Annotated in this window: 24 protein-coding genes; 18 read left to right on the top strand and 6 right to left on the bottom strand. The window is 52.4% G+C overall.

What is annotated here, in order from left to right; genetic code table 11:
- Nucleotides 1-14 precede the first annotated feature (14 nt).
- Together NSS83_RS06975 and NSS83_RS06970 are read left to right on the top strand one after the other, a co-directional pair.
- The gene (locus NSS83_RS06975) at nt 15-881 is read left to right on the top strand and encodes a methyl-accepting chemotaxis protein (protein ID WP_341185058.1); all 867 of its coding nucleotides are present in this window, start codon (nt 15-17) and stop codon (nt 879-881) included.
- A 105-nt stretch (nt 882-986) separates the two neighbouring features.
- Entirely contained in the window at nt 987-1,628 is a 642-nt protein-coding gene (locus NSS83_RS06970) for a cupin domain-containing protein (RefSeq protein WP_341185059.1), read from the top strand.
- A 97-nt stretch (nt 1,629-1,725) separates the two neighbouring features.
- Here NSS83_RS06970 and NSS83_RS06965 read toward each other — a convergent pair whose 3' ends face one another.
- Entirely contained in the window at nt 1,726-2,397 is a 672-nt protein-coding gene (locus NSS83_RS06965; RefSeq protein ID WP_341185060.1) for a hypothetical protein, read from the bottom strand.
- A 157-nt stretch (nt 2,398-2,554) separates the two neighbouring features.
- Between NSS83_RS06965 and NSS83_RS06960 the strand changes: the two genes are divergently transcribed.
- Nucleotides 2,555-3,262: a response regulator transcription factor gene (locus NSS83_RS06960; RefSeq protein WP_341185061.1), complete on the top strand. Its 708-nt coding sequence runs from the start codon at nt 2,555-2,557 to the stop codon at nt 3,260-3,262.
- Nucleotides 3,263-3,267: 5 nt separating this feature from the next.
- Nucleotides 3,268-4,671, top strand: a complete 1,404-nt coding sequence (locus NSS83_RS06955; protein ID WP_341347951.1) for a HAMP domain-containing sensor histidine kinase — start codon at nt 3,268-3,270, stop codon at nt 4,669-4,671.
- On the opposite strand, the gene NSS83_RS06950 is transcribed toward NSS83_RS06955, so the two are convergent.
- A complete protein-coding gene (locus tag NSS83_RS06950) occupies nt 4,668-5,705 on the bottom strand; it encodes an asparaginase (RefSeq protein WP_341185063.1) in 1,038 nt (345 codons plus the stop codon). The two genes, NSS83_RS06955 and NSS83_RS06950, sit on opposite strands and share 4 nt — an antisense overlap.
- A gap of 131 nt (nt 5,706-5,836) precedes the next feature.
- Between NSS83_RS06950 and NSS83_RS06945 the strand changes: the two genes are divergently transcribed.
- Nucleotides 5,837-6,760: an MBL fold metallo-hydrolase gene (locus NSS83_RS06945; protein ID WP_341347950.1), complete on the top strand. Its 924-nt coding sequence runs from the start codon at nt 5,837-5,839 to the stop codon at nt 6,758-6,760.
- A gap of 18 nt (nt 6,761-6,778) precedes the next feature.
- Nucleotides 6,779-7,609 (top strand): GNAT family N-acetyltransferase, encoded by an 831-nt coding sequence (locus NSS83_RS06940; RefSeq protein WP_341347949.1) that lies wholly within the window; start codon nt 6,779-6,781, stop codon nt 7,607-7,609.
- A 571-nt stretch (nt 7,610-8,180) separates the two neighbouring features.
- On the opposite strand, the gene NSS83_RS06935 is transcribed toward NSS83_RS06940, so the two are convergent.
- Nucleotides 8,181-8,936: a PIG-L deacetylase family protein gene (locus NSS83_RS06935; protein WP_341185065.1), complete on the bottom strand. Its 756-nt coding sequence runs from the start codon at nt 8,934-8,936 to the stop codon at nt 8,181-8,183.
- Between the two features lie 364 nt (nt 8,937-9,300).
- Nucleotides 9,301-10,638, bottom strand: a complete 1,338-nt coding sequence (locus tag NSS83_RS06930; RefSeq protein ID WP_341347948.1) for a glycoside-pentoside-hexuronide (GPH):cation symporter — start codon at nt 10,636-10,638, stop codon at nt 9,301-9,303.
- Nucleotides 10,639-10,947: 309 nt separating this feature from the next.
- Here NSS83_RS06930 and NSS83_RS06925 point away from each other — a divergent pair, with 309 nt between their 5' ends.
- From NSS83_RS06925 to NSS83_RS06910, 4 genes are read left to right on the top strand one after another with little or no spacing between them, the layout of a single operon-like run.
- Nucleotides 10,948-12,537, top strand: coding sequence for a methyl-accepting chemotaxis protein (locus NSS83_RS06925; protein ID WP_341347947.1), 1,590 nt, complete (start codon nt 10,948-10,950; stop codon nt 12,535-12,537).
- A gap of 23 nt (nt 12,538-12,560) precedes the next feature.
- The gene (locus NSS83_RS06920; RefSeq protein WP_341185068.1) at nt 12,561-12,986 is read left to right on the top strand and encodes a chemotaxis protein CheW; all 426 of its coding nucleotides are present in this window, start codon (nt 12,561-12,563) and stop codon (nt 12,984-12,986) included.
- 15 nt (nt 12,987-13,001) lie between these two features.
- Complete coding sequence (locus NSS83_RS06915; protein WP_341185069.1) at nt 13,002-14,996, top strand: chemotaxis protein CheA; 1,995 nt, start codon at nt 13,002-13,004, stop codon at nt 14,994-14,996.
- Nucleotides 14,997-15,027: 31 nt separating this feature from the next.
- Nucleotides 15,028-15,252: a hypothetical protein gene (locus NSS83_RS06910; RefSeq protein ID WP_341347946.1), complete on the top strand. Its 225-nt coding sequence runs from the start codon at nt 15,028-15,030 to the stop codon at nt 15,250-15,252.
- An 81-nt stretch (nt 15,253-15,333) separates the two neighbouring features.
- Here NSS83_RS06910 and NSS83_RS06905 read toward each other — a convergent pair whose 3' ends face one another.
- Nucleotides 15,334-15,702: a hypothetical protein gene (locus tag NSS83_RS06905; protein WP_341347945.1), complete on the bottom strand. Its 369-nt coding sequence runs from the start codon at nt 15,700-15,702 to the stop codon at nt 15,334-15,336.
- 167 nt (nt 15,703-15,869) lie between these two features.
- Here NSS83_RS06905 and NSS83_RS06900 point away from each other — a divergent pair, with 167 nt between their 5' ends.
- The 5 genes from NSS83_RS06900 to NSS83_RS06880 all read left to right on the top strand — a co-directional run bounded on the left by NSS83_RS06900 (nt 15,870) and on the right by NSS83_RS06880 (nt 21,626).
- Entirely contained in the window at nt 15,870-16,628 is a 759-nt protein-coding gene (locus tag NSS83_RS06900) for a CPBP family intramembrane glutamic endopeptidase (protein ID WP_341185072.1), read from the top strand.
- A 963-nt stretch (nt 16,629-17,591) separates the two neighbouring features.
- Nucleotides 17,592-19,091 (top strand): spore germination protein, encoded by a 1,500-nt coding sequence (locus NSS83_RS06895; RefSeq protein WP_341185074.1) that lies wholly within the window; start codon nt 17,592-17,594, stop codon nt 19,089-19,091.
- 2 nt (nt 19,092-19,093) lie between these two features.
- Entirely contained in the window at nt 19,094-20,296 is a 1,203-nt protein-coding gene (locus tag NSS83_RS06890) for a Ger(x)C family spore germination protein (protein WP_341185075.1), read from the top strand.
- Nucleotides 20,293-20,517 carry a hypothetical protein gene (locus NSS83_RS06885; protein WP_341185076.1) on the top strand — a complete coding sequence of 75 codons (225 nt, stop codon included), beginning with the start codon at nt 20,293-20,295 and terminating at the stop codon, nt 20,515-20,517. Before NSS83_RS06890 ends, NSS83_RS06885 begins: the two co-directional genes overlap by 4 nt.
- 35 nt (nt 20,518-20,552) lie before the next feature.
- Nucleotides 20,553-21,626, top strand: coding sequence for an endospore germination permease (locus NSS83_RS06880; RefSeq protein ID WP_341185077.1), 1,074 nt, complete (start codon nt 20,553-20,555; stop codon nt 21,624-21,626).
- On the opposite strand, the gene NSS83_RS06875 is transcribed toward NSS83_RS06880, so the two are convergent.
- Nucleotides 21,619-22,566, bottom strand: a complete 948-nt coding sequence (locus NSS83_RS06875) for a serine hydrolase (RefSeq protein WP_341185078.1) — start codon at nt 22,564-22,566, stop codon at nt 21,619-21,621. The genes NSS83_RS06880 and NSS83_RS06875 overlap by 8 nt on opposite strands.
- Before the next feature lie 502 nt (nt 22,567-23,068).
- On the opposite strand from NSS83_RS06875, the gene NSS83_RS06870 reads away from it, so the two are divergent.
- The 3 genes from NSS83_RS06870 to NSS83_RS06860 all read left to right on the top strand — a co-directional run bounded on the left by NSS83_RS06870 (nt 23,069) and on the right by NSS83_RS06860 (nt 25,254).
- A complete protein-coding gene (locus NSS83_RS06870; protein WP_341185079.1) occupies nt 23,069-23,611 on the top strand; it encodes a GNAT family protein in 543 nt (180 codons plus the stop codon).
- 107 nt (nt 23,612-23,718) lie between these two features.
- Nucleotides 23,719-24,273: a hypothetical protein gene (locus NSS83_RS06865; protein ID WP_341185080.1), complete on the top strand. Its 555-nt coding sequence runs from the start codon at nt 23,719-23,721 to the stop codon at nt 24,271-24,273.
- 300 nt (nt 24,274-24,573) lie between these two features.
- Nucleotides 24,574-25,254: a hypothetical protein gene (locus tag NSS83_RS06860; protein ID WP_341347944.1), complete on the top strand. Its 681-nt coding sequence runs from the start codon at nt 24,574-24,576 to the stop codon at nt 25,252-25,254.
- The last annotated feature ends 17 nt before the right edge of the window (nt 25,255-25,271 follow it).

The raw sequence follows: 25,271 nt of genomic DNA, 5'->3' as shown, positions 1-25,271 counted from the left end.
GAGCTGTTGAAGCAATGAATACCGAACAGGAATCAGGACAGGAAACAGGACAGGAATCAGAAATGGACCAGCTGCGGAAGGCGCTAGAACTATCTTTGCCGCTGGTGCAGCGGCTTTTCCCGCTGGATGTAATGTTTGCTTTGGCAGATCGGGACAAGTTCATTTATTATCTGCAAGGGAAGGAACTGAAAGCCAAGATTGAACTGGGTTCTCCGGTACCGCCCAGCGGGGGAATCCGGGCTGCGCTGGAGAGCGGGGAAGAAGTCAGCGCTACGATTCCAAGAGAAATCTACGGAGTCCCTTTTAAATCGTCATCCATGCCTATCCGGGACCGGAACGGGGTTGTGACAGGAGTATTCACGATCGGAATCAGCCTCAGCAATCAGGTAACGCTTAGCGATGCGGCGAATGCGCTGGCGGTGACCTCTGACGAGATCAGCTCGACTTCGGTAGAGATTGCAGGCACGGCCTCGGATCTGGCGAATACAGTAGGGGATCTGAAAGAGCTGGGACAAAAGGTGGTTGAGGATCTGCAGCAGACGGACGAGATTCTCGATTTCATCCGCAAGGTGGCAGATAATTCCAACCTGCTGGGGCTGAATGCAGCCATTGAAGCGGCGCATGCCGCTGAGCATGGACGGGGCTTCGGCATCGTAGCCCAGGAGATCCGCAAAATGTCCGTGTCCAGTGCTTCATCGGCCAAGGATATTGCCGGTATTCTGCAGATGATTAAGCAGAAGATTAACCAGATGGATGCCGTGCTTACGGATTGTCTGGCGCAAAGTGAACGTCAGGCCGCAGCCACAGAGGAGATTACCGCCTCGATGCAGCAGCTCGCAGCTTCCGCCGTGGAGATTGAGAGTATCGCCCGTCTGATCTAGTCTGCACCCGTCTCTAGTGTCAAAGTGTTCCTCCTCTGCATACAGTATCTGGACGAATGCCCAGTGTACATTAAGGCCACAATCCAGTCTGAGGAGGAACTAATCATGCTAGATCCAGTATTGCAGGCGCCGGACCTGAAGCTAGCCGCCGATTCTAACCAGGTGCTTAATTATAAGCGGGATGCGAACAATTATATTACCCAGCTATTTGGTGAACAGCTTCCGGCGATACGTAACGGTTTCTTCAATGCCCATATGAGCAAAGGCTTCATCGTCCAGCCGCACTGGCATACGAATGTGACGGAGATGATCTTCGTGATCAGCGGGGAGCTGATTGCCTCTGTGTTCGATCCGTTCACTCAGAAGCTGATGACCTATCACCTGAAGGCCGGACAAATTGCTGTCTTCCCGAAGGGCTGGTTCCACTGGATTCTGGCCGAGAGCGAACAAGCCCATTTCCTGGCGATCTTTGATGCGCCGACACCGGATATTGTGTATGGTTCAGACTTCCTGCGGGCCGTTCCCGCAGAGGTCATCCAGCGCGCCTATTGCATCAATGAAGAAGAATACGCTAAGGCTGTCGCCCCGCTGAAGGAATCGATTATTCTTGGACCGCCTCCGGGCTGCGCCGTAGCAGGGACTGCCGGGGGAACCAACATGGACCCGTCTGCCAAAAGTATGCCCGCCTACGCTGCCCAGCAGCCTGCGGCGGCATTCTACCCCTATCAAATGTATCCGCGCCGTTAGGCGGCGGCTAAGCTATACGAATTGATCTGAACAGAAAAAGCAGGCCAGGGAGGAATTCCTTGGCCTGCTTTTCTAATGGATACAGGGTCTGCGCGGTTTATTTTGCTTCTTCCAGCTTGTGGTTAAGGTCCTTATATTGACTCAGCAGTTCGGAGAGTGCCTGCTTAATGGCTGCGGCATCTGTGGCTTGTGCAGCCTCTGCCAGGTCAGCCTGTGCTTTGAATAAGCCATTGATATACGCCGCATGTAAGGTTACCACATTGGCAAGCTTCCCGGATTCCAGAGAGTCAGGTTTCGTTAGTGTGAGGTTTGCAACTTCTGAGGCAGATAGGACTGCCTCAACGTGGCCCCCGGTTGACCCGTATTCCGACACAGTGGCAAGCGCAACCGATTCCTCGTCTGTTAACGTTCCAGGCGTGGCTAATTGCACCTCCATCATGCCGGTTTTTTCTGTCCATGGAGTGGCAGACATTGACGTGGTGATATCCACGCTAAGCGCTTTGGTGCTTGTTAATGCATGGTAGCGGCTGAGCGTATCCCGCCAGTCCTGGGCTGTTTCCGGTGCATAGCTGTTCACCAGCTCCAGAACGTGCGGTTCTAGCAAGGGGAGCAGCTTACTGCCATTTGTGGCTGCAGCGGCCGTGCTTATGGTGGCAGTGGGTCCCTGTACTGGAGGCGGAGCGATTCCCGTATCCGCGAAGACCGGGGTGGCGATGCTGGACAGCAGCAGGGTGGATAGAGCCATTCTTTTCACGATTAGACGATTCATGTACGAACACTCCTTCAGGTGGTTTGTCTTACAGCTCTCACTATAGCGGGCTTCTGTGGCAGGAGAGGGTCAGTAATGTGGAAAAACAATGGCAGGGCCCTATCCCGCTCAGCCGCTTGCTATAATGGTGAAGACACAAATTACGGAGGTTAGCTGAATGAACAATCAAACGGTCATTGCCATTGTGGACGATGACGAGAATATACGCAATCTGGTGGAAGCTTATTTACATAAGGAGAATTACCGGACGATTGGCCTTGGAAGTGCCGAGGAGGCGTGGGATTTATGGAGGAATGACCCTCCCGGCATGTGGGTGCTCGATATTATGCTTCCGGGAATGGACGGCTATGAGCTGTGCAGGCGTATCCGCGATGAGGCGGAGGTGCCGATTATTATGATCTCTGCCAAGGATAATGAAGTGGATAAAATCCTGGGTCTGGAGCTTGGCAGCGACGATTATCTGGTCAAGCCCTTCAGTCCCCGTGAGCTGGTAGCCCGGATCAACCGCCAGTTGAGACGGTGGGAACGTCTTCAGAAGTCCCAGTCTGCGGCTGTTCTGCCTGCTGTGCATACAGGGATAGAGCTGGGCAGTCTGCTGCTGCATCCCGAGGAGAGAAGATCCTTCTGGCGGGGAGATGAAGTGGAGCTGACCAGTAAGGAGTTCCTGATGCTGATGGTCTTTGCGGGAAGTCCGAACCGGGCCTTTACGCGCGAAGAGCTGCTGGGCCATGTCTGGGGGGAGGATTATTTCGGCAGCGACCGTGCTGTCGACCATCTGATCAAGCGCATCCGCAAAAAAATGGACGGCCTGCCGCTGGAATCGGTCTGGGGTCACGGCTACCGTATGAGAGAGGTGCAGGAATGAAGGGAATGGCGGAAAGGCTAAACCTGCGGATGAAAAAGCTGAAGCTGGTGCATCAGATCAACGTTGCTTTTGGGCTGTCTCTGCTGCTGGTCCTGTCCATCACGGGAGTGATGATCCATTATGTGCTGATGGACCATTTCATTGGCACGGAGCAAGAGGGATTAAGGACGCTGGGCGCTTCCCTTAGCGCGAGTCTGGAGAGGGCTCCATCCGCGGAAGGAGGGGCATTTACATTGGGGAAAAGCGAGCCGCTTACGCCTCCATATCCTACGCTCTCCAGCGGAGTACAGGCCATCGTGAGCGACCAGCAGGGGAATGTCGTCTCGGGAAATCTCCCGGCTCTGCCCGCGCAGTCCGGGGTAACGGTGGATGTCACAGCTATGGAGCAGGGGAGCCTGCAGAGCTTATGGGATGGGAATGATCCGCGTTATCTGGTGCAGGTCAACACGCTTCCTCAAGGTAAGCTCACCCTGCTGACTCCTGTCAGCAGAATCAAGGTCATTGAGCAGTCGCTCTTGAAACGGCTGATCCTTGTCTTTGCTGCGGGAGCGGCAGCAATGCTCCTGTTCAGCCTGTTCATTACGCGGAAGCTGATTGATCCGCTGATCAGCCTGCGTCAGGAGCTGGGGAAAGTGAAAAACCGCCGGTTTGCCGAAGTGAATCTGGTCCGGGCAGGCGGTGAAATCGGGTCTGTCGCCAGGGCGGTATACGAGATGGCCGGTGAGCTGCACCGGTTCAACCGGGTGCAGAAGCAGTTTTTTCAGAATGCTTCGCATGAGCTGAAGTCTCCGCTGATGTCGATAGCCGGTTATGCGGAGGGCATTAGGGATGGAGTATTTGAAGGAGAGAGCGTCCGTAAAGGACTGGATATTATTCTGAGTGAAAGCGGACGCTTACGTGATCTGGTCAGCGAAATGACCCTTCTGGCGAAGCTGGACAGTGAAGAGGATATTTACCAGGCGGAGGATACGGATCTGGAGGAGCTGCTGAGCGAGGCGGTGGAGCGGGTCAATCCGCTGCTGGCGGCAAGGAAGCTGTCGCTGCATCCGGCAGTCTCCGGGGACCGTGGGGGGATGGTAAGAGCAGACCGGGATAAGCTGCTGCAAGCTCTGCTGAACGTGTTATCCAATGCGGCCCGTTATGCCGGGAAGCGTATTGATGTAGAGGTGCATACAAACAGAGAGAGGATTACATTAACGGTTGCTGATGATGGTCCGGGCATCGCAGAGGAGCTGCTGCCCAACCTGTTTCACAGGTTCGTCAAAGGGAAAAATGGCGAATCCGGGCTGGGACTCGCCATCGCACGTGCTATTGTGGAACGCTGCGGCGGAGAGCTTAGTGCCCGGAACCGCCCGGAGGGCGGCGCAGTCTTCACCTTTGAGTTCCCGCCATCTGCGGGCAGCGTTTAGTACTCGTTGAACATTGCGGCAATTTCATCGTAGCCGGTAGTTTGCGTAAGGGCGAGGGAGAGCAGGATTCTGGCTTTTTGCGGGACCAGGCTGTTGCATGGAATAGAATTGGCAGACAAATCAATGTAGGAATCCTTGAGTGTGATTCCGCTGGAAATCCGCGAGCAGCGGACTACCGGGATGTTATTGTTCTTCAGCTCCCCCACCTTGTCAATCCAAGGCTTGCTGTAGATCCCTCCGCCTGCTCCGGCAATGACAATCCCCTTAGAGATCGTAGCCAGATAATCCAGAATCCCGGGATTGGCATCCACATGAAAATAAGCTACGGACACTTCCGGCAGCTCCTGGATTACAGATACGTCGAACTGGGTTGCGGTAGTATGCCGCTTCAGGGTGCGCGTATAGAAGAAGGCATGGCTGTCACGCATATATCCCAGGCAGCCGAAATCGCGCTCGTCGAAGGCGTTGGCCTTGAAGGTGTTTACCTTTTGTACATCCCGTCCGCTGTAAATTCCCTCAGCAAAGACAACCATCACGCCTTGGCCGAAAGCCTCGGGATTCGCTGCAAGTGCTACGGACTGATACAGATTCAGAGGCCCATCGGCGCTGATTGCGGTAGCCGGGCGCATAGATCCGGTAATGATTACCGGCTTGTCGGTCTTGATCACCAGGTTCAGGAAGTAGGACGTCTCATCGAGAGTGTCGGTGCCGTGGGTAATGACGAATCCGTGCACATCCTCACGGAGAGCAAGCGTGTTAATGTAGGTTGCCAGGGTAAGCCAATGTTCGCTGGTAATATCGGCGCTGCACAGATTACTGACCTGTACCCCGGCACAGTTCGCCAGCCGTTCCAGGTGCGGTACACTATCCAGCAGATCCTGCACGGGCAGGGCGCCGGGCTCGTAATTCAAGGTTTTATGGGCTTCGCCGCTGCCGGCAATGGTGCCGCCGGTGGCGAGAATGACTACATTTTTGAGGCCGGGATTATAGTAAGGGGAAGCCGTGAAATTCACTTCAGGAATAGTATTAATCATAGGTCGTTTCCTTTCAGGTTGAGCCAGGATTCAAGTCATTCGCATGACATTGAGTGTATTATAACATTCATTCCTCTATGCGCGACATAGTGAGGTATAATAAGTAGAAAAATATAGATGGGAAGATCTGTATGTTCAGGATAGAGAAAGTAGCGCAGGGAGTGTGGGCTGCGGTTGTTATTCCAGGCCGGGGCGCGGTAGGCAATGCGTCGATCATTGATCTAGGGGATTGTACAGTCCTTGTGGATACGTTCAACCTGCCGGCAGCAGCCAGGCTTCTGCGGGAGACGGCAGAGAATCTGACAGAGAAGCCGGTCAAATACATAATTAATACTCACTATCACGGGGATCATCATTACGGTAATCAGGAGTTTCAGGGCAGCATCATTCTATCGACAGAGCGCACCCGTGAGGTGCTGACAGCCCATGCGGCACCTGACCTGGAGGAATGGCAGAAAGGTCTGCAGCAGCAGATCACAGGACTGAAGGAGATAAGCAATGCTGCTACAGATTCCCGCCTACAACAAGCAATCGCTTATGAAATATCGGACAAACAGGCATTGCTGGAGGCCACGCCTACAATCCGCAGAGTGACAGCAGCGATGACCTTCAAGGATAGTATGGATATTCACGGTTCAGAGCGTTCCCTGCATCTGTTCACGTATGGCGGCGGTCATACCCTCAGCGATGCTATGGTGTACGTTGCAGATGTTCAGGTGCTGATCGCAGGAGATCTGGTTCTGAACAGATTCCATCCGGCGATGCTCCATGGGTTCCCGGAAGCTTGGATAACTATTGTAGAGCGGATTGGCAGGGAGAGTGATTTCACAAGGCTGATTCCCGGTCATGGGGAGGTTGCCGGACGGGAGAGTATCCCTGAAATGCTGCGCTATCTCACAGAGATTCAAGAGTACGCTGTAGCGGCAGCCCGAAGCGGGGAAAGTGCAGAGCATTGGATGGCCAAGGGAATCCCCGAGCCTTTTGATACATGGGAGGGCTCTCATATCTTCGAGTGGAATTTTCGCTGGTTGTTCAGTACCTATACTAATTTCTAAGAAAAGAGGGAGATAAGCATGCTGAAGCTGGATAGCCGGGATTACGCTCTTGCCTTGCCGCTGTTAAAGGATGTGAAGATCAATACCCTGTTCGCTGAAGGAGTTCTGAGCGGGCAGACAACAGGCAGTGTGTATGTGGACTCTCTACATAACCCGCGCACCTTCTATGTGGCTCATGAATATGGGATGTCGCTGGTCTATGGGGATTCGGGCAATGAGGAGTTTAACCGGAGCTTATCGGACTATATTACGAACAAGACGGGGCACCGGCATTCAGCGGAATGGCTGCAGGCTGATCCGGCAGGGGGCTGGGACCCGCTGATTGAAGCAATGCTTACTGAGCATAATGCACGGCTTGATGCGGCGGATTCACGCAGAATGTACATACAGACCCGGGTGAATTTTACGTTTGATCCAGAGGCCTACTACCGTGCGAAGGCGCAATGGTTCCGGCAGGATGCTGAGATTGTTCAGATGGACGGAGAGGGATTCGGCGAGCAGGCGGGTGCGGTTATTCCCCGGTATTTCTGGCTTGACGCGGAGCGCTTCCTGGCTTCAGGCCGAGGATACACGTTACTATGGGAGGGCGAGCAGGCCTCCAGCGCATTCTCGGCTTACCGGACATCGGATCAGCTGGAGATTGGGATTGAATCGGCACCGGGTCACCGGGGGAAGCATTTCGCCTTCTCAGTGTGCTGCAAGTTAATCGACTACTGTCTGGAGCAGGGACTGGAGCCGGTCTGGGGCTGCCGCCAAGAGAATGCGGGCTCTTACAGACTGGCGCAGAAGCTGGGCTTCAAGCCGGTATTGAACATACCTTATTACCGTTTGTCCGAGCTTCCTGCTTAAGAAAGAGAGCAGCAAATCTCCCTCCTATGGATGGGGATTGCTGCTCTTTTTCGTTAAGTGTGCGGTACGATAGGTGGGTTTTCTACACTTGCTGATGAACGAATGAGGGGTGCTAGGATGATAGTTGGAAAAACGGCACTTAATAAATCACAATTACGCTGAAATGGAAAAATAGACAATAGTAGATGTTGTTTTTCCACTTATCTGCCTGAAAGTGCCGGGAATAGCTGAATTAGGATACGTTTTTCCACTTGTTAGTTAAAAGGAGGGCCGACGTTCCTGCGAATCCTGCAGCACATGCCCCGGCGCTGCAATGCCTCAGTGCCGTACGCCACAACGCCATAAGCTGTAATGCCTCAGCGCCGTACGCCACAACACCATAAGCTGCAATGCCTCAGCGCCGTACGCCACAACACCATAAGCTGCAATGCCTCAGTGCCGTACGCCACAACACCATAAGCTGCAATGCCTCACCGCCGTACGCCACAACACCATAAGCTGCAATGCCTCACCGCCGTATGCCACAACGCCATAAGCTGCAATGCCCCAGCCACAACGCCTAGCTCCCGGCTTAAATCCGCCGGGCATCCACGAAGCAGTGCAGGTGCAGCGGCGACAGCACCTTCAGCCCTTCGCCCAGTCCGAAGCCTCTGCCTTCGGCCAGCTGGCGGCCTTGCTCGCCGAAATAGAACCGGTACATGGCGAGCTGCTCTTCATTGAACTGGCTGATGTGCAGGGCCATGGCCGCGAACTTGCGCTCGAAGTGGTCCGTGATGTCGACGACCGTATTAGGCTCAGCGGTGAAGTAGAAGCCTATGGCCTTCGGCTGCCATGGCCGGGTAAGGGTACCTCGCGGATACAGGGGCAGCCCGGAGGACAAGACAGCCTGGGCTGCGGCTCTGCCGGTAACGATATGGTCATAATGCGCTTCATAGCTCAGCCACGGATCAGGACATAGAACCAGATCCGGCTGAACCCTCCGGATCACCTCGGCTATCTCCCCCGCGAGGGCAGGGATATGCTCCAGTGTTCCGTCGCCATGGTCCAGTTGGTGGAACACCGTAGCTCCCAGCGACCTTCCTGCTGCTTCGAGCTCGTTTGCACGGATTGCGGCGATCCCGGCGGAAGACAACTGCTCGTCCACCGCGCCGAGATCTCCGTTCGTGACGGTAAGATAATGAATCTCGCAGCCTCGCTCCGCGAAGGAGGCAATGGTGCCGCCGATGCCAACCTCATTATCATCAGGGTGCGGTTGTATACATAAAATCCTCCGGCATTGAGACAGGTCGGGAGGGGACAGCAGTGTGGCTATTGTGGATGCATCCATATTCCAAATACCTCCTTATTAATCTAGGGTAAGGGTACAGTTAGTCCCTCTCAAGGTTGGATGAAGAGAAATTACTCAACCGGGCCTGCTCCTTACGGACCAGGGAGCCGTTATTTACAAGAAACAGACTTATTTGGTTGCCTTGCGGACTAAGGCGCCCTTAATTGCTCCATAATCAATGTTACGGCGCGGAAAATCCGGCAATAAGGGCCATGGAGTCCGTAACTTGCTCCAATCGTGTCTTTTGGCAGAAATAAGCGCAGCTGAGTCCGTTACACCTAGCCGCACCCCAAAGCATGAGCATGAACGATTCGATCAGGGAAAAGTATCTCTCCTCCATCCGCTCATCCCCCCACAAGCCCCACTATAAGGACCGGCTGTGATTCAGATCGCTCAGGATCTGCACCCGCTGCTTCTCCGTTATATTGTAGAACAGGATTGGCAGAATAGCGGCCAGGAAGCAGAGGGCAGGCAGCAGGAACATCACGAAGCTAAGGCCGTGCTGTAGCTGCGGAGTAGCCGGCTGATTCTCCACGTAGCTGAGCAGGCCGAGACTGGCTCCGATAATCATCCGTGACACCGCCCCGCTGAACTTGGTAATGAAGGTGTTCGTCGAGAACACAATGCCCTCGCCCCGGAAGCCAAGCTTCCATTCCGAATAATCAATCGTATCGAGCAGCATCGAGGTACTGACAATCGTCGTCATGCCGGAGAAGAAGAAGCTGACCCCAAAGAACACTAGGGTGTTCAATACGTTATGGTCACCCAGCAGATAAGGCAGGATGCAGGCTGCGCTCCCCAGAATGCAGGAGACAATGAATACCTTCTTCTTGGCGAAGCGTCGCAGCAGCGGCGGCGTAGCGATCATCCCCAGCAGCATACCGGCCACCAGAGCGATCCCGACCTGTGTGGCATACCCCGCATCTCCCCAGACATAGACCACATAATAGAGCTGAATGCTCTGCCGGATGCCGTTCACCAGGTTGATAATCAAGAGAGAGGCGAGCAGGGTGAGCAGCGGCTTGTTCTTGTACACCGTTTGCAGGTTCTGGCGGAAGGATATCTTCTCAGCGGAAGGGATGACGCGTTCCTTGGTGAGTATCCCGGTCAGAACAATCGACAGCGCCGCGATGACCCCGATAATGATTGCCGAGTACAGATAAGCCTGCGTATTCCGTTCACCGCCGAAGGCGAGCAGAAGCTGGATACCGCCGATGGTGATGACGACCGCGCCGAGCGTTCCGCCGATTTTGCCCAGTGTGACGAATAAGGTGCGTTCCCCCGGATCGGTGGAGACTACGGACGACAAGGCCCAGAGCGGTGTGTCACAGACCGTGTACAGCATTCCCCATAACAGGTAAGAGACGGTAGCGATTACAACAGTCACCGTCCGGGAGCCGCCGAAGTCCCAGAAACAGAGGATGGTCGCCAGCGCGATCAGGCAAGGGGCAAACAGCAGATAAGGCCGGAATTTCCCCCATCTGGAGCGTGTTTTATCGGTAATCATGCCCATGAGCGGATCAAGACAAGCATCGATAATGCTTGCGGCTACCAGAATGACACTGGCGGTGGTTGCCGGAATTCCCAGCAGATCCGTATAGAAGAACAGGATGTACATCGACATGAAGCTGTAGAGCATATTCTGGCCCAGCAGACCGCCTGAGAACACCAGTTTTTCGGCCACAGGTACTTTTGCTGACATGACAAGCCTCTTTTCGCGGTGGATAAAATAGGATTGAATCGATTGCTAATTATGTTTATTTATAACTTATTTCTATGTTCTGTCAAGCGGATTCTGCATCAAACTACGGAATAGTGAACATTTCCATTTGTAAAGAGCGGATTGCACCGGCTTTAACGAAAAAAATATGAAAAAACTAAAAGTAGAATATAATTTTTTTGATATAAAATGTCGAAATATAGCTAATGATGTCCCGCCGGCTGATAGGGGAGTGTGAAAATAACGCCGGGCACGATGGACACGATGATGTTAACCACAGGGGGAAGCCACATGAAATGGTTCGGGAATTTGAAAACAGCTACAAAGATTATCTCCGCTTTTTTGATCGTCTCTTTAATCCTGGCAGGACTTGGAGTCTATTCGGTCTTATCCCTGCGCACCAGCAATCAGAATATGAAGGAAATGTACAGCAATAACCTGATCTCGGTCAGGGATCTGTCTGCCGCCCAGATAAGCTATCAGCTTAACCGGGTGTATATCCGTGATATGAGCAATACAACAGATACGGTGAAGATTGCTGATTTTAAACAAAAAATTGCTGCTGGCCGCGAGGAAATCACCCGCAAGGTGGATAACTACCGTCCACTGGCGACGACTCCCCGCGAAGTTGAGCTGCTGGCCTCTTTTGACCAGGAGTATGCGGGCTATGAGAAGCTGTTCGAGCAGGCGCTGGTTCTGGCGGAGCAAGACGATGTTGCTGCTTTCAATACATTTCTGACTACTCAGTTGACCGTCCAGGGGCAGAACGTGCTGAAGAGTCTTGATGGTCTGATCAAGGTGAATGTGGAGCTGGCAGAGGCGACGAACAACCATTCACAGTCCGCTTATTCCTCGGCGTTCACCCTTACGATTTCAGTGGTCATCGCGGCAGTTATCCTTAGTATTATGATCGGCTATCTGATCGCAAGATCAATCTCCAGACCTCTGATGCAGATGCTGCATGTGGCTACTGAAGTGGCTAATGGCAATCTGACGCAGCAAGCGGATATATCAACTAAGGATGAAGTCGGACAGTTAGCTACAGCCCTGAACCGGATGGTTCATAACCTGAAGGAACTAATCAACGGAATTGTGATGAATTCGCAGAGCGTTGCGGCCTCTTCCGAACAGATCTCAGCGAGCACCCAGGAGATTGCCAGTACCAGCACGAACCAGTCGGCGGCGGCAGGCAATATCACCGAGCTGTTCAAGGAGCTGTCGCTGGCGATTGATTCTGTAGCCTCCAGCGCCGAGGAAGCGGCAGAGCTGTCCAATGATACCGTGCGGACCGCCCGGGAAGGCGGATATGTGGTGGAGACTTCGCTGCAGGGGATGCAGAGCGTCAATCACCAGATGAAGCAGCTTGAAGATGACTCCAGCAAAATCGGGGATATCATCGAAGTGATCGACGATATCGCTGAGCAGACCAATCTCCTCGCCCTGAACGCAGCGATTGAAGCGGCGCGCGCCGGAGAACAGGGACGCGGCTTCGCCGTGGTGGCGGACGAGGTCCGCAAGCTTGCTGAACGCAGCAGCGATGCCACGAAGGAGATTACAAAGATTATCAAGGTCATTCAGGAGAATACCAAGCAGAGCGTCCGCGCGGTGGCTGAGAGTGTAGATCAGGCCTCGATGACCAGCCAGGCCTTCGAGCAAATTATTAAGATGGTCAATACCTCCTCACTCAAGGTGAACGAGATTGCTGCCGCCTGTGAAGAGGAATCCGCCCAGGCTGCGGAAGTGATGGACTCGGTTCAATCCATTGCGGCCTCCAGTGAGGAATCGGCAGCGGCTTCTGAGGAGACGGCGACAACCTGCCAGGCTTTAGCACTGCTGTCCGAGGATCTAGCCCAATCGGCAGCGGCGTTCAAGACCCATTAATTCAACAGACGGAAGGTGAAGTCATGTCATCCTTACAGAAGGAACAATATATCGAGCTTGCGGTAGGAGCCGAGACCTGCGCCATCCGTATTGAAGAGATTCATGAGATTATCAAAATGCTCAGTATTACAGATATCCCCTTCAGCCGGAATGAAGTCAAAGGTGTAGTCAATCTGCGCGGCAAGGTGGTCTGTGTCATGAGCCTGCGCAATCTGCTGGGAATGGCCGATGAGCCTTATACCCGGAGCACAAGAATTATTGTGGTCAACTACCGCGGGGAATTCGTCGGACTGATTGTAGATAAGGTGAACAAGGTGACTACGTACGCCGAGATTCATCCACCGGCAGGCGGACAAAACCGCAGCCGCGATGCAGTGTTCCACGGAGTGGGGCAGCGGGATGACCAGCTGATCGGTATTCTGAAGCTCGAAGAAATATTGGGCGGGTAAAAAGGGGAACAAGCAATGATGATGGAACTGTCGGCTTACCGCGATATATTCATAGAAGAGCTGAACGAGCAATTAGAGCGGATCGACCAGTCCCTGCTTGCGCTGGAGCATGCTCCAACCGCTGAGCTGATTCAGACGATTTTCCGCGCAGCCCATACGATCAAGGGCTCCGCTTCCACTATGGGCTTTCGCGAGATGAGCGATCTCACGCACGAGGTGGAGTATGCGCTGGAGTGGGTGCGTGCGAAGAAGCCGGAAATTACCGGCAATCTGATTGACACACTCTTCCGGGCGCTGGATGCGATGAAGCTGCTGCGCACGCAGTATGTCCGCGGAGAGGGCTTCACAGACTGCTCCGCTGTGGTTGCGGAGATCAAGGCGCTGATTAATAAGCCGGCTGAACTTCAGCCGGTCCGGCTCCCGGTCCTCAATGCAGCGGAGCTGCTTCAGGCGGAAGAGGCTGTCGCAGCGGGCTACACACTGCTGGCTCTGGTAGTTACTTTAAGAGAGGATTGCCAGATGAAGGCGGCCCGGCATTATATCCTCTTGCAGCGTATGGAAGAGGTCTGCGGACCGGTGATTGCTGCTGCCTTAGCGCCCCCGGCGGCGCCTGGATCCGATGAAGACGCCCGCTACAGCCAATTTGCTGTAGTCGCTGCTTCCCCGCGCGAGATCCGGCAGGTGTCGGATCAGTTGGCAGGGGAGACAGATGTCGAGAGCATTGTCATTACACCGTTCGTGCCTGCACCTGCTGCCGGGACTGACATCCAGACTACGGCTGAACCGGCACCAGCTGAATCTTCGACCTCAGCTACGGGCAAAGGTACATCCCACGAGGTACAGTCAACGGTCCGGGTGAGTGTGGAACGGCTGGACCACCTGATGAATCTGGTGGGAGAGCTGCTGATCGAGCAGACCTCTCTGGCCGATCTGAGCGCTAATGGACAACGTAATGATCCCGCCAAGGTCCTGCCGGATATTGGCTCGATCTCGGATCATATGGGCGGGATTATTAAAGAGCTACAGGAAGGGGTCATGAAGACCCGGATGCTGCCGATGGATCAGCTGTTTAACCGTTTTCCGCGGCTGGTCAGGGATTTGGCCCAGAAGCTGGGCAAGGATATTGAGCTGCAGATTCAGGGAGGCGAGACCGAGCTGGACCGGATGATCATTGAAGAGCTAAGTGATCCGCTAATCCACTTGATCCGTAACAGCGCCGATCACGGAATCGAGAGTCCAGAGGTGCGTGTACAGCAGGGCAAGGCTCCGAAGGGCAGAATTACGCTTACTTCTTTTCATGAGGAGAATCAGGTCGTTATTCGTCTGGAGGATGATGGACAAGGCATCGATGCCGCCCGAATTACAGCCTCTGCGCTCAGTAAAGGGATCATTACGGAAGAGCAGGCAGGGTACTTAACCGCGCAGGAAGCCGTTAGCCTGATCTTCGAGCCGGGCTTCTCCACAGCCTCCGAAGTCAGCGAAGTGTCAGGGCGGGGCGTGGGGATGGATATTGTCCGCAGTCAGATTGGACGTCTCAACGGAATCATAGATATTCAGACCGAGCCGGGAGCAGGTACTCTGTTTACGATCCGTCTGCCGCTTACACTGGCTATCATCAAGGGGCTGCTGGTCAAGGTCTCCGGGCGTGTGCTGGTTGTCCCGATGTATAATGTGGCCGAGATTGTACGGATCGCTCCCGAAGAGATTCAGGTCGTTCAAGGGGAGCAGGCGATTATTAACCACGGGCGGATTGTTCCGCTCTCCTGGCTCAGAGACAAGCTGCATTATCCGCGCACAGAGCGCCATTCCAAGACGATTCCGCTCGTGATTGTAAGATCTGTTGACCGGATCGCCGCCTTCGCGGTCGATGAGATCATCGGCAACCAGGAGGTGGTCATTAAATCTCTGGGTGCGTATCTCGGGACGATGAACCATCTCTCCGGAGCAACCATCCTGGGCAACGGGCGGGTCGCTCTGATTCTGGATGCCTCTTATCTGGTCAGCCATTAAAGGCATTCCATGGCCGGGTGCGGGTATAGAATTGAATGAATTGGTAAAAATATGGAAAGAAACACCGGAAAGGGGTGAAGAGTTGGATATTACAATGGCTTCCGATGAAGTTATCAGTAGGATCAAGCAGCTTCAATCTGGTGGGGGCAACATGAATAAGAAGCAGATCAAGCAGCAGGAGCCCGAGCTGATGAGAAGTGCGCTGTATTATTTTCCAAGCTGGGAACACGCCGTGAAGAATGCTGGACTGCTGTAACAGAATATACAACACCAAAAAACCGGAAGGGCCGCTGCGGCCTTCCCGGTTTTTTGGTGTTAGAGCACAAGGGGGAACAGGTTACTTCAGGCCGCTCATAGGCCCGGGGTTCTTGAACTGCAGCTCAATGGCCTGCTGGTTCAAATGAAGCTCCGCCATATATGCCTTGATCTTAACTTGGAGCGTATGCAGCATTTCTGTATGCATATCATTAATACGGTCCTCTATGCAGAACGCTGAACAAGCCAGATAGCCGTCCGTATAGAATTTGGTATCATCCATCACCGTATTCAGTTTTTCTTTGTAGATGCGTTTTACCGGTCCGCTCTCCGGCTTAATTTCGTAATAGCGGTTGGTTTCCACCAGCAGACGCCAATGGCTTACCTCAAGGCCATATTCATCCTTTTCCAGCTGCACGGTCACTTTGAAGATTTTGATAGGACTGTTCATGTTGTTGTTCCATTCTCATTGCAGGATTCAGAGATTATAGCATGTACAGACTGCAATGCCCACTGGAAGTTTATATAGAAATCGTATAATTTGGCATCATAGCATACAATTAATCCATTATTGTCCTGAAGCGGCAATACGTTAGCCTACTATAAAGGAGATCTTAAATGAAAAACACTGCTGCACAAGGACGTCCTATCGTTTATTCGCTGGTATGGGGAGTGGTCCTGACCCTGGTTGTATCCGTTGCCTCCGCTGTAGCCACGATTATGGAATTTGGCGACATGGGGATACGGAATGCTCAAGCCTGCGCTTACCTGGTTATGGGCATTATTGTAACGGTATATATGAAAAGAAAGGATTCTTCGCTCGTAAGCTTCGGCTTCCGCAAGCTGGAGGCTGGTCCGTCCCGGGCGGTGCTGTTCTATATCCCGCTGCTCATTATTGCGGTGGCCCAGCCGCTGATGAATGGAATCAACGTAGAGCTGGGAGCGCCTGAAGTAATCAGTATCGTCATTATGACACTGCTGGTGGGCTATACTGAGGAAGCCATTTTTAGAGGAGTGATTTGGAATGCTCTGAAATCCAAAGGCCCGCTGTTCTATATTGTGTTCTCGTCTATTGTTTTTGGGGTTCTACATATGGCTAACGCGTTTGGCGGAAATGATCTTATACATACGCTTCTCCAGGTGATCAATGCCCTGCTGCTGGGCTGTGTGCTCGCCTTGCTGATCGAGACCGGCAGGAATATTGTTCCGCTGATCGCGTTCCACTTCATCTACGATGCCCTGGCCATGGTCAGCAATGAGAATCTGGAGCATGAGGTATTTATCGTCGCTATTCTTAATATTCTATATCTTCTATACGGAATTTATCTGTTAGTGGTATTAATCCGCAAATATAAAGGCCATAGTCTCGCCCGGTGAGTTACGCGGCCAGCCTGTAGACAAATCTTCAGTCTGGCCGGTATTTTTCTGAAGGAATGATAGCGCATACATGAGAAAAAGCAGCTAACGGGAGCAAATATTCCGTAAACCAAGCAATTATTAGGGATAGGCATTTTATTTACAGTCCTCCTCTAATATCGCAGATTAAGCGGGGATATGCAGGTTTTTGAAAGTTTAAATTTGGGTGTTTCTCAGGTATAATGTAGACATCACCACAGGAACCACAAGCTACAAGAGCACTAAGCATTATAAGTGGTACTGCAGGTGATAGTCTCATTCCTAAATTTAGCAATGAATGAAGGAAAGGAGAGAGCCCCGATGTACTAGCGTTAGCGAAGCATGCCGGAATCGGCTGCTGATGGAGAAGGTGGATGATAACATCTTCTGGCAGATCGTGGGTATGCGGGAACCCAAGGAGCAAATCTTTATTGGAAGAAGAACGAAGCTAATTATTCAAGCAAGAGAAGGTTCTTGCGGAAGAAAGAGCGTGATTCCAATGAAAAAGGTTAGCGAAGCGTACAACTGCGATTCATCACAGTAGGGAAAACGTCCGTGAAAACGTTTTTCGTGAAATCGTGTACGCGGGAATCCACCCCATATGCATGACATGGAGCAACACTCCGAAATGGAGCGAACGGGCAACACGGAAGTATGAAGTGAACATGAAATTGAGAACAATCACCATGTCAGGGATATGGCTTTTGTTACTTGGAGGAAATGATTGAATTGAATAGCGTAATCAACACATGAATCCCCGGGCCTTAAGCAATCAGGCAGCGGGGATTCGTGCGTATGTACATATAAGCTCCTTCTCTCCTTGCCGGGGGAAGGGGCTTTTTTTGATATACAAGTTGCACCCGCTGCTACATGGTTTAGAAATAAACCAATTTAGGCAACACTGGATACATAACTACGCGACGACACAGCAGGGAGAGTCTACACATGAAATTTCATGAACAGCAACCCGGTCATCTGCATAATGAGCATCCACAGCGCCTGAGCCGGGAGTCTCACATCAATACGGAGCTGATCTGCCGCAGACTGGGGAACAGCTCGGATGTAAGCGTCCGCTCGCTTCGTCTGGATTGGGGCCATCCACAGCGGGAATGCGTTATTCAATTAATTTTCCTGGACGGAATGGTGAACAATCAGGTCTTGGAGGAGTCGTTCATTCCAGCGATTCAGTCTGCACCGCCTGCCCCGGAAGGGCACAGTCTGCTGGACTATTTCAGCAACCAGATCCTGAGTGCGGGACAGGTTCAAACGACTGAGACCGTGAGCGGAGCGGTCAAGGATATTTTATCCGGCTGTGTCCTGGTGTTGATTGATGGCTGCGATAAGGCGCTTGCGCTTGCGATCCAGGGCTATGAGAAGAAGAGTATTGATGAAACCAAGACGGAAACAGTCATCCGGGGGCCTCAAGAAGGGTTCACCGATGATCTGCGCACTAATATTACAATGATCCGCAGGAAAATGAAGGACGAGCGTCTGAGAATTGTAACCCGCTCGGTGGGGCAGGTGACACAGACGGATATTTCTATCCTCTATGTCGAGGGGGTGGCTGATCAGCAGGTGCTGAACCGGATAACGGAGATGTTCGATCAGATCGGGCTGAAAACTGTCCTGGAAGGCGAATTCATCGAGGAGTATCTGCAGAGCAACAAATACACGGTGTTTCCGACAGTGCTGAACACGGAGCGGCCGGATAGCATCACGGCAGGCCTGGCTGAAGGCAGGGTTGCCATTATAGTGGATGGGACACCCTTTGTCATGATTATTCCCTCCCTGTTCCTGGATTTCATCCAGTCGGCGGAGGATAGCTATCAGCCTTATTTGTTCTCCAGTCTGATTCGGATCTTGCGGCTCACCGCTGTAATTATCAGCATCTTTGCTCCCGGACTATACATTGCCATTACAACCTTCCACCAGGATCTGCTGCCCACCCGGCTGCTGCTAAGTATTATGTTTCAGCGTGAGGGCGTGCCGTTCCCGGCATTTGTTGAAGCCACGCTCATGGAGATCACCTTCGAGATCATACGTGAAGCCGGAATCCGTATGCCCCGCAACATCGGCCAGGCGGTATCCATTGTGGGGACGCTGATTGTCGGACAGGCGGCGGTAGACGCCGGAATTGTATCGGCAGGGATGGTGATCGTGGTGGCGATTACCGGAATTTCAAGCTTTGTTATTCCGGCCTATAATATGTCGATTCCCATCCGGCTCATCCGGTTTCTGTTCATGGGGGCGGCAGCTTCCTTCGGCATATACGGGATTACTGTAGGATTCGTCATTCTGACCGTGCATATCTGCAGCCTGGAGTCTGCTGGCGTTCCTTACATGCGGCCTTATGCACCTTATCTGAAGAGCGAGCAGGGAGATGGTGTCTTCCGTAGTCCTTATTGGTCCGGCTCGCGGAATAAACGCACCAGGAACGGGGCTTAGCCATGAGAAGGATGGTAATCCTAATCTGTGTGCTGGTTCTGATAAGTATACCGTTAACGGGCTGCTGGAGCCGCAAAGAACTTAGTGATTTGGCGGTCGCCATCGGTCTTGGCATTGACCGTACGGACAAGGGCTACCGGGTAACCGTGCAGATTGTCGCGCCCAGTCTGGCGGCTGCCAGCAGCGGAGGCGCGGGCGGGCCTCCGGCTCTTGTAGTTGCCACGGAGTCGGCAACCATTATGGAAGCTCTGCGCAAATTGACCACCATGCTGCCGCGTAAGGTATATCTATCCCATCTGAGCATGCTGCTGCTGGACGAGAGCATGGCCAGGGAGGGCATCCGCAAGCCGCTGGATTTCCTGTTCAGGGATCACGAGGTCCGGCCGGATTTCGATGTGGCCATCGTACGGGAAGGGACGGCTTACGATGCCTTATCCATCATGACCCCGCTGGAGCGGCTGCCGGCCAGAGATCTATATGATTCACTTAACGGGTCTCAGCGGAACTGGGCACCAACCTCGGCGGTACGTCTGCTTGATCTGATGAAATGGTTCGATCTGGACGGCCAGGAGGCCGTATTGACCGGTCTGCATCTGGTGGGGGATCTGGAGAAGGGAAAGACGAAGGAAAACGTCGATTCCATTAACAGCCCGCTCAAATTTGAGTACCGGGGCATCGGAGTGATGAAGGATGATGTTCTGCTCGGCTGGCTGAATGAATCGGACAGTAAGGCTTACAACTATGTGACCGGCAAGGTTAAATCGACTGTAGGCAAGGTGGATTGTCCGGACCTGGATGGAGATTTTGTGATGGAGGTACTGGATGCCAAGACCTCGATTAAGCCTGAATTGCGAAACGGGGAGCCATCAGCCACTGTCAAGGTGAGAATTGAGGCTAATGTGGGAGAGGTGGAGTGTAACCTTGATTTGAATAGCAGGGAGACGCTTGAGAAGATGAAAGAGATGGCCATTGCACGTACGGAGGCCCTGATTGCCACTGGAATCCGGGATGTGCAGAGTAATTTCGGCGTCGATATCTTTGGGTTCGGAAATAAATTTCATCAGAAGCATCCCCGGTACTGGAGTAAATGGAAGGATCAGTGGAATGAGAAATTCAGCAGGATGGATGTGAAGGTGGTTGTGGAGTACATCATTAAGGGCCGGGGAAGAATCGTAAATCCGCCATTAAAGGAACCGGACGCATGAATGCTTTTCTAATCTCAATCAATGTGCTGCTATGGATGTGGCAATTCAGCCGTTACCGCAAGAGACGGGGCAGACTCCGGGAGAAAACGCTTGTGTATGCTCTGTACGCACTGGCACTGGGCTTAAATATTGTGTCGGCCAAAGACGGGTTCACCCCTGATCTGCTGCGGCCGTTCATTAACCTGCTGCAATTCTTGAAGCCGGGCGACATTCTAGGCTAACTGGGAGTAGATTCAACAAAGGAGGGGATGTACAGATGAGCTCCCGGCAGTTAATGATGCTGCTGACTCTGCATTATTGGGGAAGTGCCTTACTGGGGCTGCCTTCCATGGTCATCGGATTGTCCGGTAAAGATTCCTGGGCGCCGATCCTGCTGGGCATGCTGATTCAGCTGCTGGTCATCCGGTTATTCGTGGCGCTGTATTCCCAGATGAACGGCGATACCCTGGGGCAATTTCTAAGCCGTGTACTGGGGAATGCGGGCGGTAAAATCATGCTGGCCCTATATATATTCTGTGTGCCTTTTCTCATCTTTATTCTGACGCTCCGCAGCCTCGGCGACTTTACCAGCAACGACCTCTTTGTTGAGACTCCGCCATCAGCGATCTATGTCCTGATCCTGTTCGCCTTGGTCTATTGCCTGTATAAAGGGATTATTGCGGTCGGCCGGTCTGCTGAGATTACTTTCCCGGTTGCAATGGCTCTGCTATTGCTGTTCTTACTGTCCCTGCTGCACGGTACGGAATGGACGAACTTCCTGCCCGTCTTTGAGAAGGGGGGGCAGCCCGTATTTCAGGGCACGGTTATGTTCCTTGGTTATCCGAGCAGCGAAGTAGCCTTAAGCCTGTTCCTGGTTCCCTTCCTCAAGGACAAAGCTTCTTATCGAAAAGCGCTCGTCCACAGCACCTGGATTACCAGTATCGCCCTGCTTCTGCTGACGGTGCTGATTATTGCGGTGCTGGGCGAAAGCCTGCCGCCGAACATGCCTTATGTCAGCCAGTTTGCGGCCAAAACAGTAACGATAGGCGGATTCTATGAGCGGATTGAGACTATCGTCACAATCATCTGGTTCATCGTTATTTTTTACCGGCTGATTCTTACCCTCTTCATCGTTGCCTATGGCTGTGCTGATCTATTCGGAATTAAGCAATACAAGGAACTGCTGATTCCTCTGGCCCTGGCCAGCATTCCCTTGGCGATGAATGTCTGGGATAATCCCTCGGTGATTGCCGAGCTGAATGAAATCTGGTATCTCAATGTATTCTTCTTCAACCTGCTGTGCCCGTTAATATGGTATGCAGCCAGCAAGCTCAGAAGCAAGCCTAAATAGATCCAAGCAGAGGCACGATATAGTCACGGAACACATCCGGCGGAGGATTATTCTTCCCGCGCTTGTTATCCTGGGTCAGCACAGCGACGAGCTGAAGCTCCGGCACTACATACACGAATTGTCCGGCGTATCCGCGGGCGTAATAGTAGTCTACCAGACTGAATTCTCCGCTTGCTGTGCTGCGGGACAGGGCATCTGTCCACCAGTGCCAGCCATACCCTCCATGGCGGGGGGGCTCCGTGTGCATGACTGGCTGAACCGAACGTACAGCCCAACTGCCGGAGATGATCTGCGAATCCTTCCATACCCCCTGCTGCAAATAGAGCTGTCCGAAATTCAGCAGGTCTGCCGGCCGCAGCTTCAGCCCGAAGCCGCCGGTATGGATGCCCTGGGGGTCGGATTCCCAGTCATAGTCCCTGATGCCGAGCGGCCCGAAGAGAACTTGTTCGGCATAGCTGGCTGTGCTCTGTCCTGTGGCTTGTACCAGAATCGAAGACAGCAATTGCGAGATTCCTGAATTATATTCCATCCGGGTACCCGGCTCATCCGCGAGCGGCTGCTCCAGCACATAATTCACCCAGTGCGGGGTGCGGGTCATCTTCGGGAAGGAGTTAGCCCCGCCGAACTCCGTCCAGCGAAAGCCTGCAGACATGGTCAGCAGCTGCTCAAGCGTAATGTTTGGCTTCCGTGCGTCCTTATCGCGTAGGACCTGCGGGAAAAAGCCGCTCAGCGGTGCTGAAGGGCCGGGCAGCAGCCCCTGGTCCATGGCGATGCAGATCAGCGCGGAGAGGATACTCTTGGTGCAGGAGTTGATCTTCGCCAGCTCGGAGGCCGTGCGCTGATCTCTATAATGTTCGAAGATCAGCTTGCCTTGCTGCTGAATCAGACAGCTCCGCAGATTCAGCGGCGCAAGCGAGGCTGATAGGGTGGACAGGTTCATTGGGATTATCCTTTCTATATATACATATGTTGGTACGTTTTTACCAAACTGGCGTAGTTCTTCAGGGGCGTTTGGCTTAGCTTAACGGACTGAGGTGCTCTTATCCGGGAAGAAAGCCGCCAATGGGGCGAGTAACGGACTCCACAGGCCTTATCCTTTGCACGGCAGCTCCGAAACGTCTCATAGAGAGACTATAAGGTCGCCTGAGTCCGTTACGCTGCAAAAAGTGGCGTTTTCGCGGGGATAAGGTCTCTTCGGTCCGTTAGATTTAGGGTGGATAGGGATTAACAAGCTTATCCATCCTTTTTAATCTGATGAGCTACTAGTTCGAACCCATTTAGGGAAGATTTAGTTGTACTGTATTATCTCAATCTGACACCGGGAAGTCCAATTTGTTTATACACATTTATTACCAGTCACGGCTTGCCATAATCAGTTATTATAAGAATATATAATAAGCGCCAAGAAGTTAACGACAGGCCTACAGGAGCGGAGGAGATTTATGGTTCAGGATCACCAATTACGGATACGTCCAATAGCTGAAGGGGATTTGCCCAGGCTATGGGAGCTCGCTTATAAAGAGGAGACCCCGGAATGGAAGAAATGGGATGCGCCTTATTATGAACACAAACGCATTACATGGGAGACGTATTACGAGAAGCGAGCCGAAATTATTGGATGTGGGAACAATTGGGTAATAGAAGTAGAGGGCGCTATTATAGGTGATGTCAGCTACTATTGGGAGCATAAGCCGTCATACTGGCTGGAAATGGGGATTGTCATCTATGATCCTGCCTTTTGGGGCAGCGGTTACGGGACTAGAGCTCTGAAGCTGTGGATCGGTCATTTATTCACTGCCCTTCCGCTAGTCCGTGTCGGCTACACCACCTGGTCCGGGAATGAGCGCATGATGAAGGCAGGAATGAAGCTGGGCATGACCATGGAGGGCAGGCTGAGAAAATGCCGATATTATAACGGAATATTCTATGATTCTATCCGGATGGGGCTGCTTAGAGAGGAGTGGGAGGATACTTTGAAAGAGTAAATATGAATGTTTGTGAAAAAAGACACAAATTCGTGAAAATTATCACGTTGTATTCATAAAATTTTAATATATAATAAAGTTAACTTAAAGAAACAGGGGGAATTAAAATGAAATTATTTAAAGTATTAGTAGTAGCAGGCGTATCGGTAGCTTTGTTGTCGGGTTGTGGATCGGATAAAAACAATGCAGACAAAGGGACAGCAGCGACAGCTGCACCAGCAACAGAACAGACAGATGCAGTTACCACCGCTTCAATCGTGAACCAGGCAGATGCTTTCATCAGTGCAGTAAGCGATAAGGGAACCTGGATCGTTGCTATCCTCAATGATCTGACTGTGGACAAGGATGTAGTGGTAGCAGGCGAGTTCCACGACAAGAACGATACAGCTAAGCCAATCTACCGTAAGCTGGCCCTGTACGCACAGGATGCAGACCACAAAGTTACAGCTACTTACACCCTTACAGCACCGAAAGTAACTGTACAGAGCGAGAACTTCCGCGTTCAAGGCGGTACGATCAAGGGTGATGTATATGTAGAAGCTAACGGCTTCAACGTGTACAAGGATGCTACTATCGACGGCAACCTGTACTTCTCCAGCGAAGATGTGAAGGCAACGGCTGTACTTGAAGGTAAAGTAACCGGAGCTACTGAAGTTAAATAATATAATACACAGCATAGATGTGAATGACATAAGCCAGCAGATGAAGGCCCACTTGGAGCCTGGTCTGCTGGCTTTTTGCAAATATAAGAATGTATATGTTTCACCCTATACATTATCCTTCTATTTCTCGCCGAAACGGTACCGTCCTTTAAAAGGACGGCAAATCCGTTTCCACTTGATGAATAAATAAATGTTTACAGCTTGCTGCAGGGGTACTTTTGTAATCTGTCCGGAAATATTCTATAGTTAGATGGAAGCCATTGTAAGCGCAATCACTTGGGATTGGGGATGTATAAAGAGATGAAAACTACCCGCAGATGGGGGATAGCAGCCGGAGTGATTCTTGCTTCGGTAGCGGTACTCTATATCTTATTATATATGTATGAAAAACCAGGCGGCTGGTCTGACCGGCGGATGTCGCAAGCCTTAGGACTTGCGCAGACCCTCCAGATTCCACTTGGCGGCACTCCGGAGGAAGCGGTGCGGTTGTTCCGTGAGTCGGATTCCATGACGGTGGTACATAAGGAGACTGTCGGCAGGGGAGAGCTTGTGTTCCTTACCCGGTCAGGCCAGCAGGAAGGCGGCGACCTTCAGGTAGAGTATGTCCGCAAAACTTGGCTTGGATGGAAATGGGTCTGGGGAGCAGGGTATGGACAGGGCGAAGCTCCTTCCCCAGCGGCCATGAATTATATGAGGGTGCCTGAAGTTGAGCAGGTGTCCACGCCGTTTCCCATGGTATTCGGAGAGGTGCCGGACCCGGCCATTCAGCAAATCATTGTTCAGCAGAAGGAAGCCGGGACTGACAAATCCGAAGCTAAGCTAATTAGGACGGTATCCGGCCGGACGATCTGGTTTGCTTTTCAAGCGGCGACGGCGGGTGTTCCGTTCGAGATCGAAGGACTGGACCAGACCGGGAAAATAATTGCTGCCAAGGTTATTACAGATGTCCAGGGCAGCGGGTCGATTGACTCAAGCCGGTGAATGAATCAATTTCCGAA

The sequence above is a fragment of the Paenibacillus sp. FSL H3-0469 genome, assembly GCF_038051945.1.
Lineage (GTDB): Bacteria > Bacillota > Bacilli > Paenibacillales > Paenibacillaceae > Paenibacillus_AQ.
Note: the sequence above shows the minus strand (reverse complement) of the source record. Positions and strands in the feature narration are given on the sequence as shown.

Coding starts and splice junctions, on each gene's coding strand:
- NSS83_RS06935 (WP_341185065.1), bottom strand. CDS start 8,936: ATGGATGCATCCACAATAGCCACACTGCTGTCCCCTCCCGACCTGTCT.
- NSS83_RS06880 (WP_341185077.1), top strand. CDS start 20,553: ATGAGCTCCCGGCAGTTAATGATGCTGCTGACTCTGCATTATTGGGGA.
- NSS83_RS06955 (WP_341347951.1), top strand. CDS start 3,268: ATGGCGGAAAGGCTAAACCTGCGGATGAAAAAGCTGAAGCTGGTGCAT.
- NSS83_RS06895 (WP_341185074.1), top strand. CDS start 17,592: ATGAAATTTCATGAACAGCAACCCGGTCATCTGCATAATGAGCATCCA.
- NSS83_RS06905 (WP_341347945.1), bottom strand. CDS start 15,702: ATGAACAGTCCTATCAAAATCTTCAAAGTGACCGTGCAGCTGGAAAAG.
- NSS83_RS06865 (WP_341185080.1), top strand. CDS start 23,719: ATGAAATTATTTAAAGTATTAGTAGTAGCAGGCGTATCGGTAGCTTTG.
- NSS83_RS06970 (WP_341185059.1), top strand. CDS start 987: ATGCTAGATCCAGTATTGCAGGCGCCGGACCTGAAGCTAGCCGCCGAT.
- NSS83_RS06930 (WP_341347948.1), bottom strand. CDS start 10,638: ATGTCAGCAAAAGTACCTGTGGCCGAAAAACTGGTGTTCTCAGGCGGT.
- NSS83_RS06875 (WP_341185078.1), bottom strand. CDS start 22,566: ATGAACCTGTCCACCCTATCAGCCTCGCTTGCGCCGCTGAATCTGCGG.
- NSS83_RS06975 (WP_341185058.1), top strand. CDS start 15: ATGAATACCGAACAGGAATCAGGACAGGAAACAGGACAGGAATCAGAA.
- NSS83_RS06940 (WP_341347949.1), top strand. CDS start 6,779: ATGCTGAAGCTGGATAGCCGGGATTACGCTCTTGCCTTGCCGCTGTTA.
- NSS83_RS06945 (WP_341347950.1), top strand. CDS start 5,837: ATGTTCAGGATAGAGAAAGTAGCGCAGGGAGTGTGGGCTGCGGTTGTT.
- NSS83_RS06925 (WP_341347947.1), top strand. CDS start 10,948: ATGAAATGGTTCGGGAATTTGAAAACAGCTACAAAGATTATCTCCGCT.
- NSS83_RS06900 (WP_341185072.1), top strand. CDS start 15,870: ATGAAAAACACTGCTGCACAAGGACGTCCTATCGTTTATTCGCTGGTA.
- NSS83_RS06860 (WP_341347944.1), top strand. CDS start 24,574: ATGAAAACTACCCGCAGATGGGGGATAGCAGCCGGAGTGATTCTTGCT.
- NSS83_RS06950 (WP_341185063.1), bottom strand. CDS start 5,705: ATGATTAATACTATTCCTGAAGTGAATTTCACGGCTTCCCCTTACTAT.
- NSS83_RS06885 (WP_341185076.1), top strand. CDS start 20,293: ATGAATGCTTTTCTAATCTCAATCAATGTGCTGCTATGGATGTGGCAA.
- NSS83_RS06915 (WP_341185069.1), top strand. CDS start 13,002: ATGATGATGGAACTGTCGGCTTACCGCGATATATTCATAGAAGAGCTG.
- NSS83_RS06920 (WP_341185068.1), top strand. CDS start 12,561: ATGTCATCCTTACAGAAGGAACAATATATCGAGCTTGCGGTAGGAGCC.
- NSS83_RS06870 (WP_341185079.1), top strand. CDS start 23,069: ATGGTTCAGGATCACCAATTACGGATACGTCCAATAGCTGAAGGGGAT.
- NSS83_RS06960 (WP_341185061.1), top strand. CDS start 2,555: ATGAACAATCAAACGGTCATTGCCATTGTGGACGATGACGAGAATATA.
- NSS83_RS06890 (WP_341185075.1), top strand. CDS start 19,094: ATGAGAAGGATGGTAATCCTAATCTGTGTGCTGGTTCTGATAAGTATA.
- NSS83_RS06965 (WP_341185060.1), bottom strand. CDS start 2,397: ATGAATCGTCTAATCGTGAAAAGAATGGCTCTATCCACCCTGCTGCTG.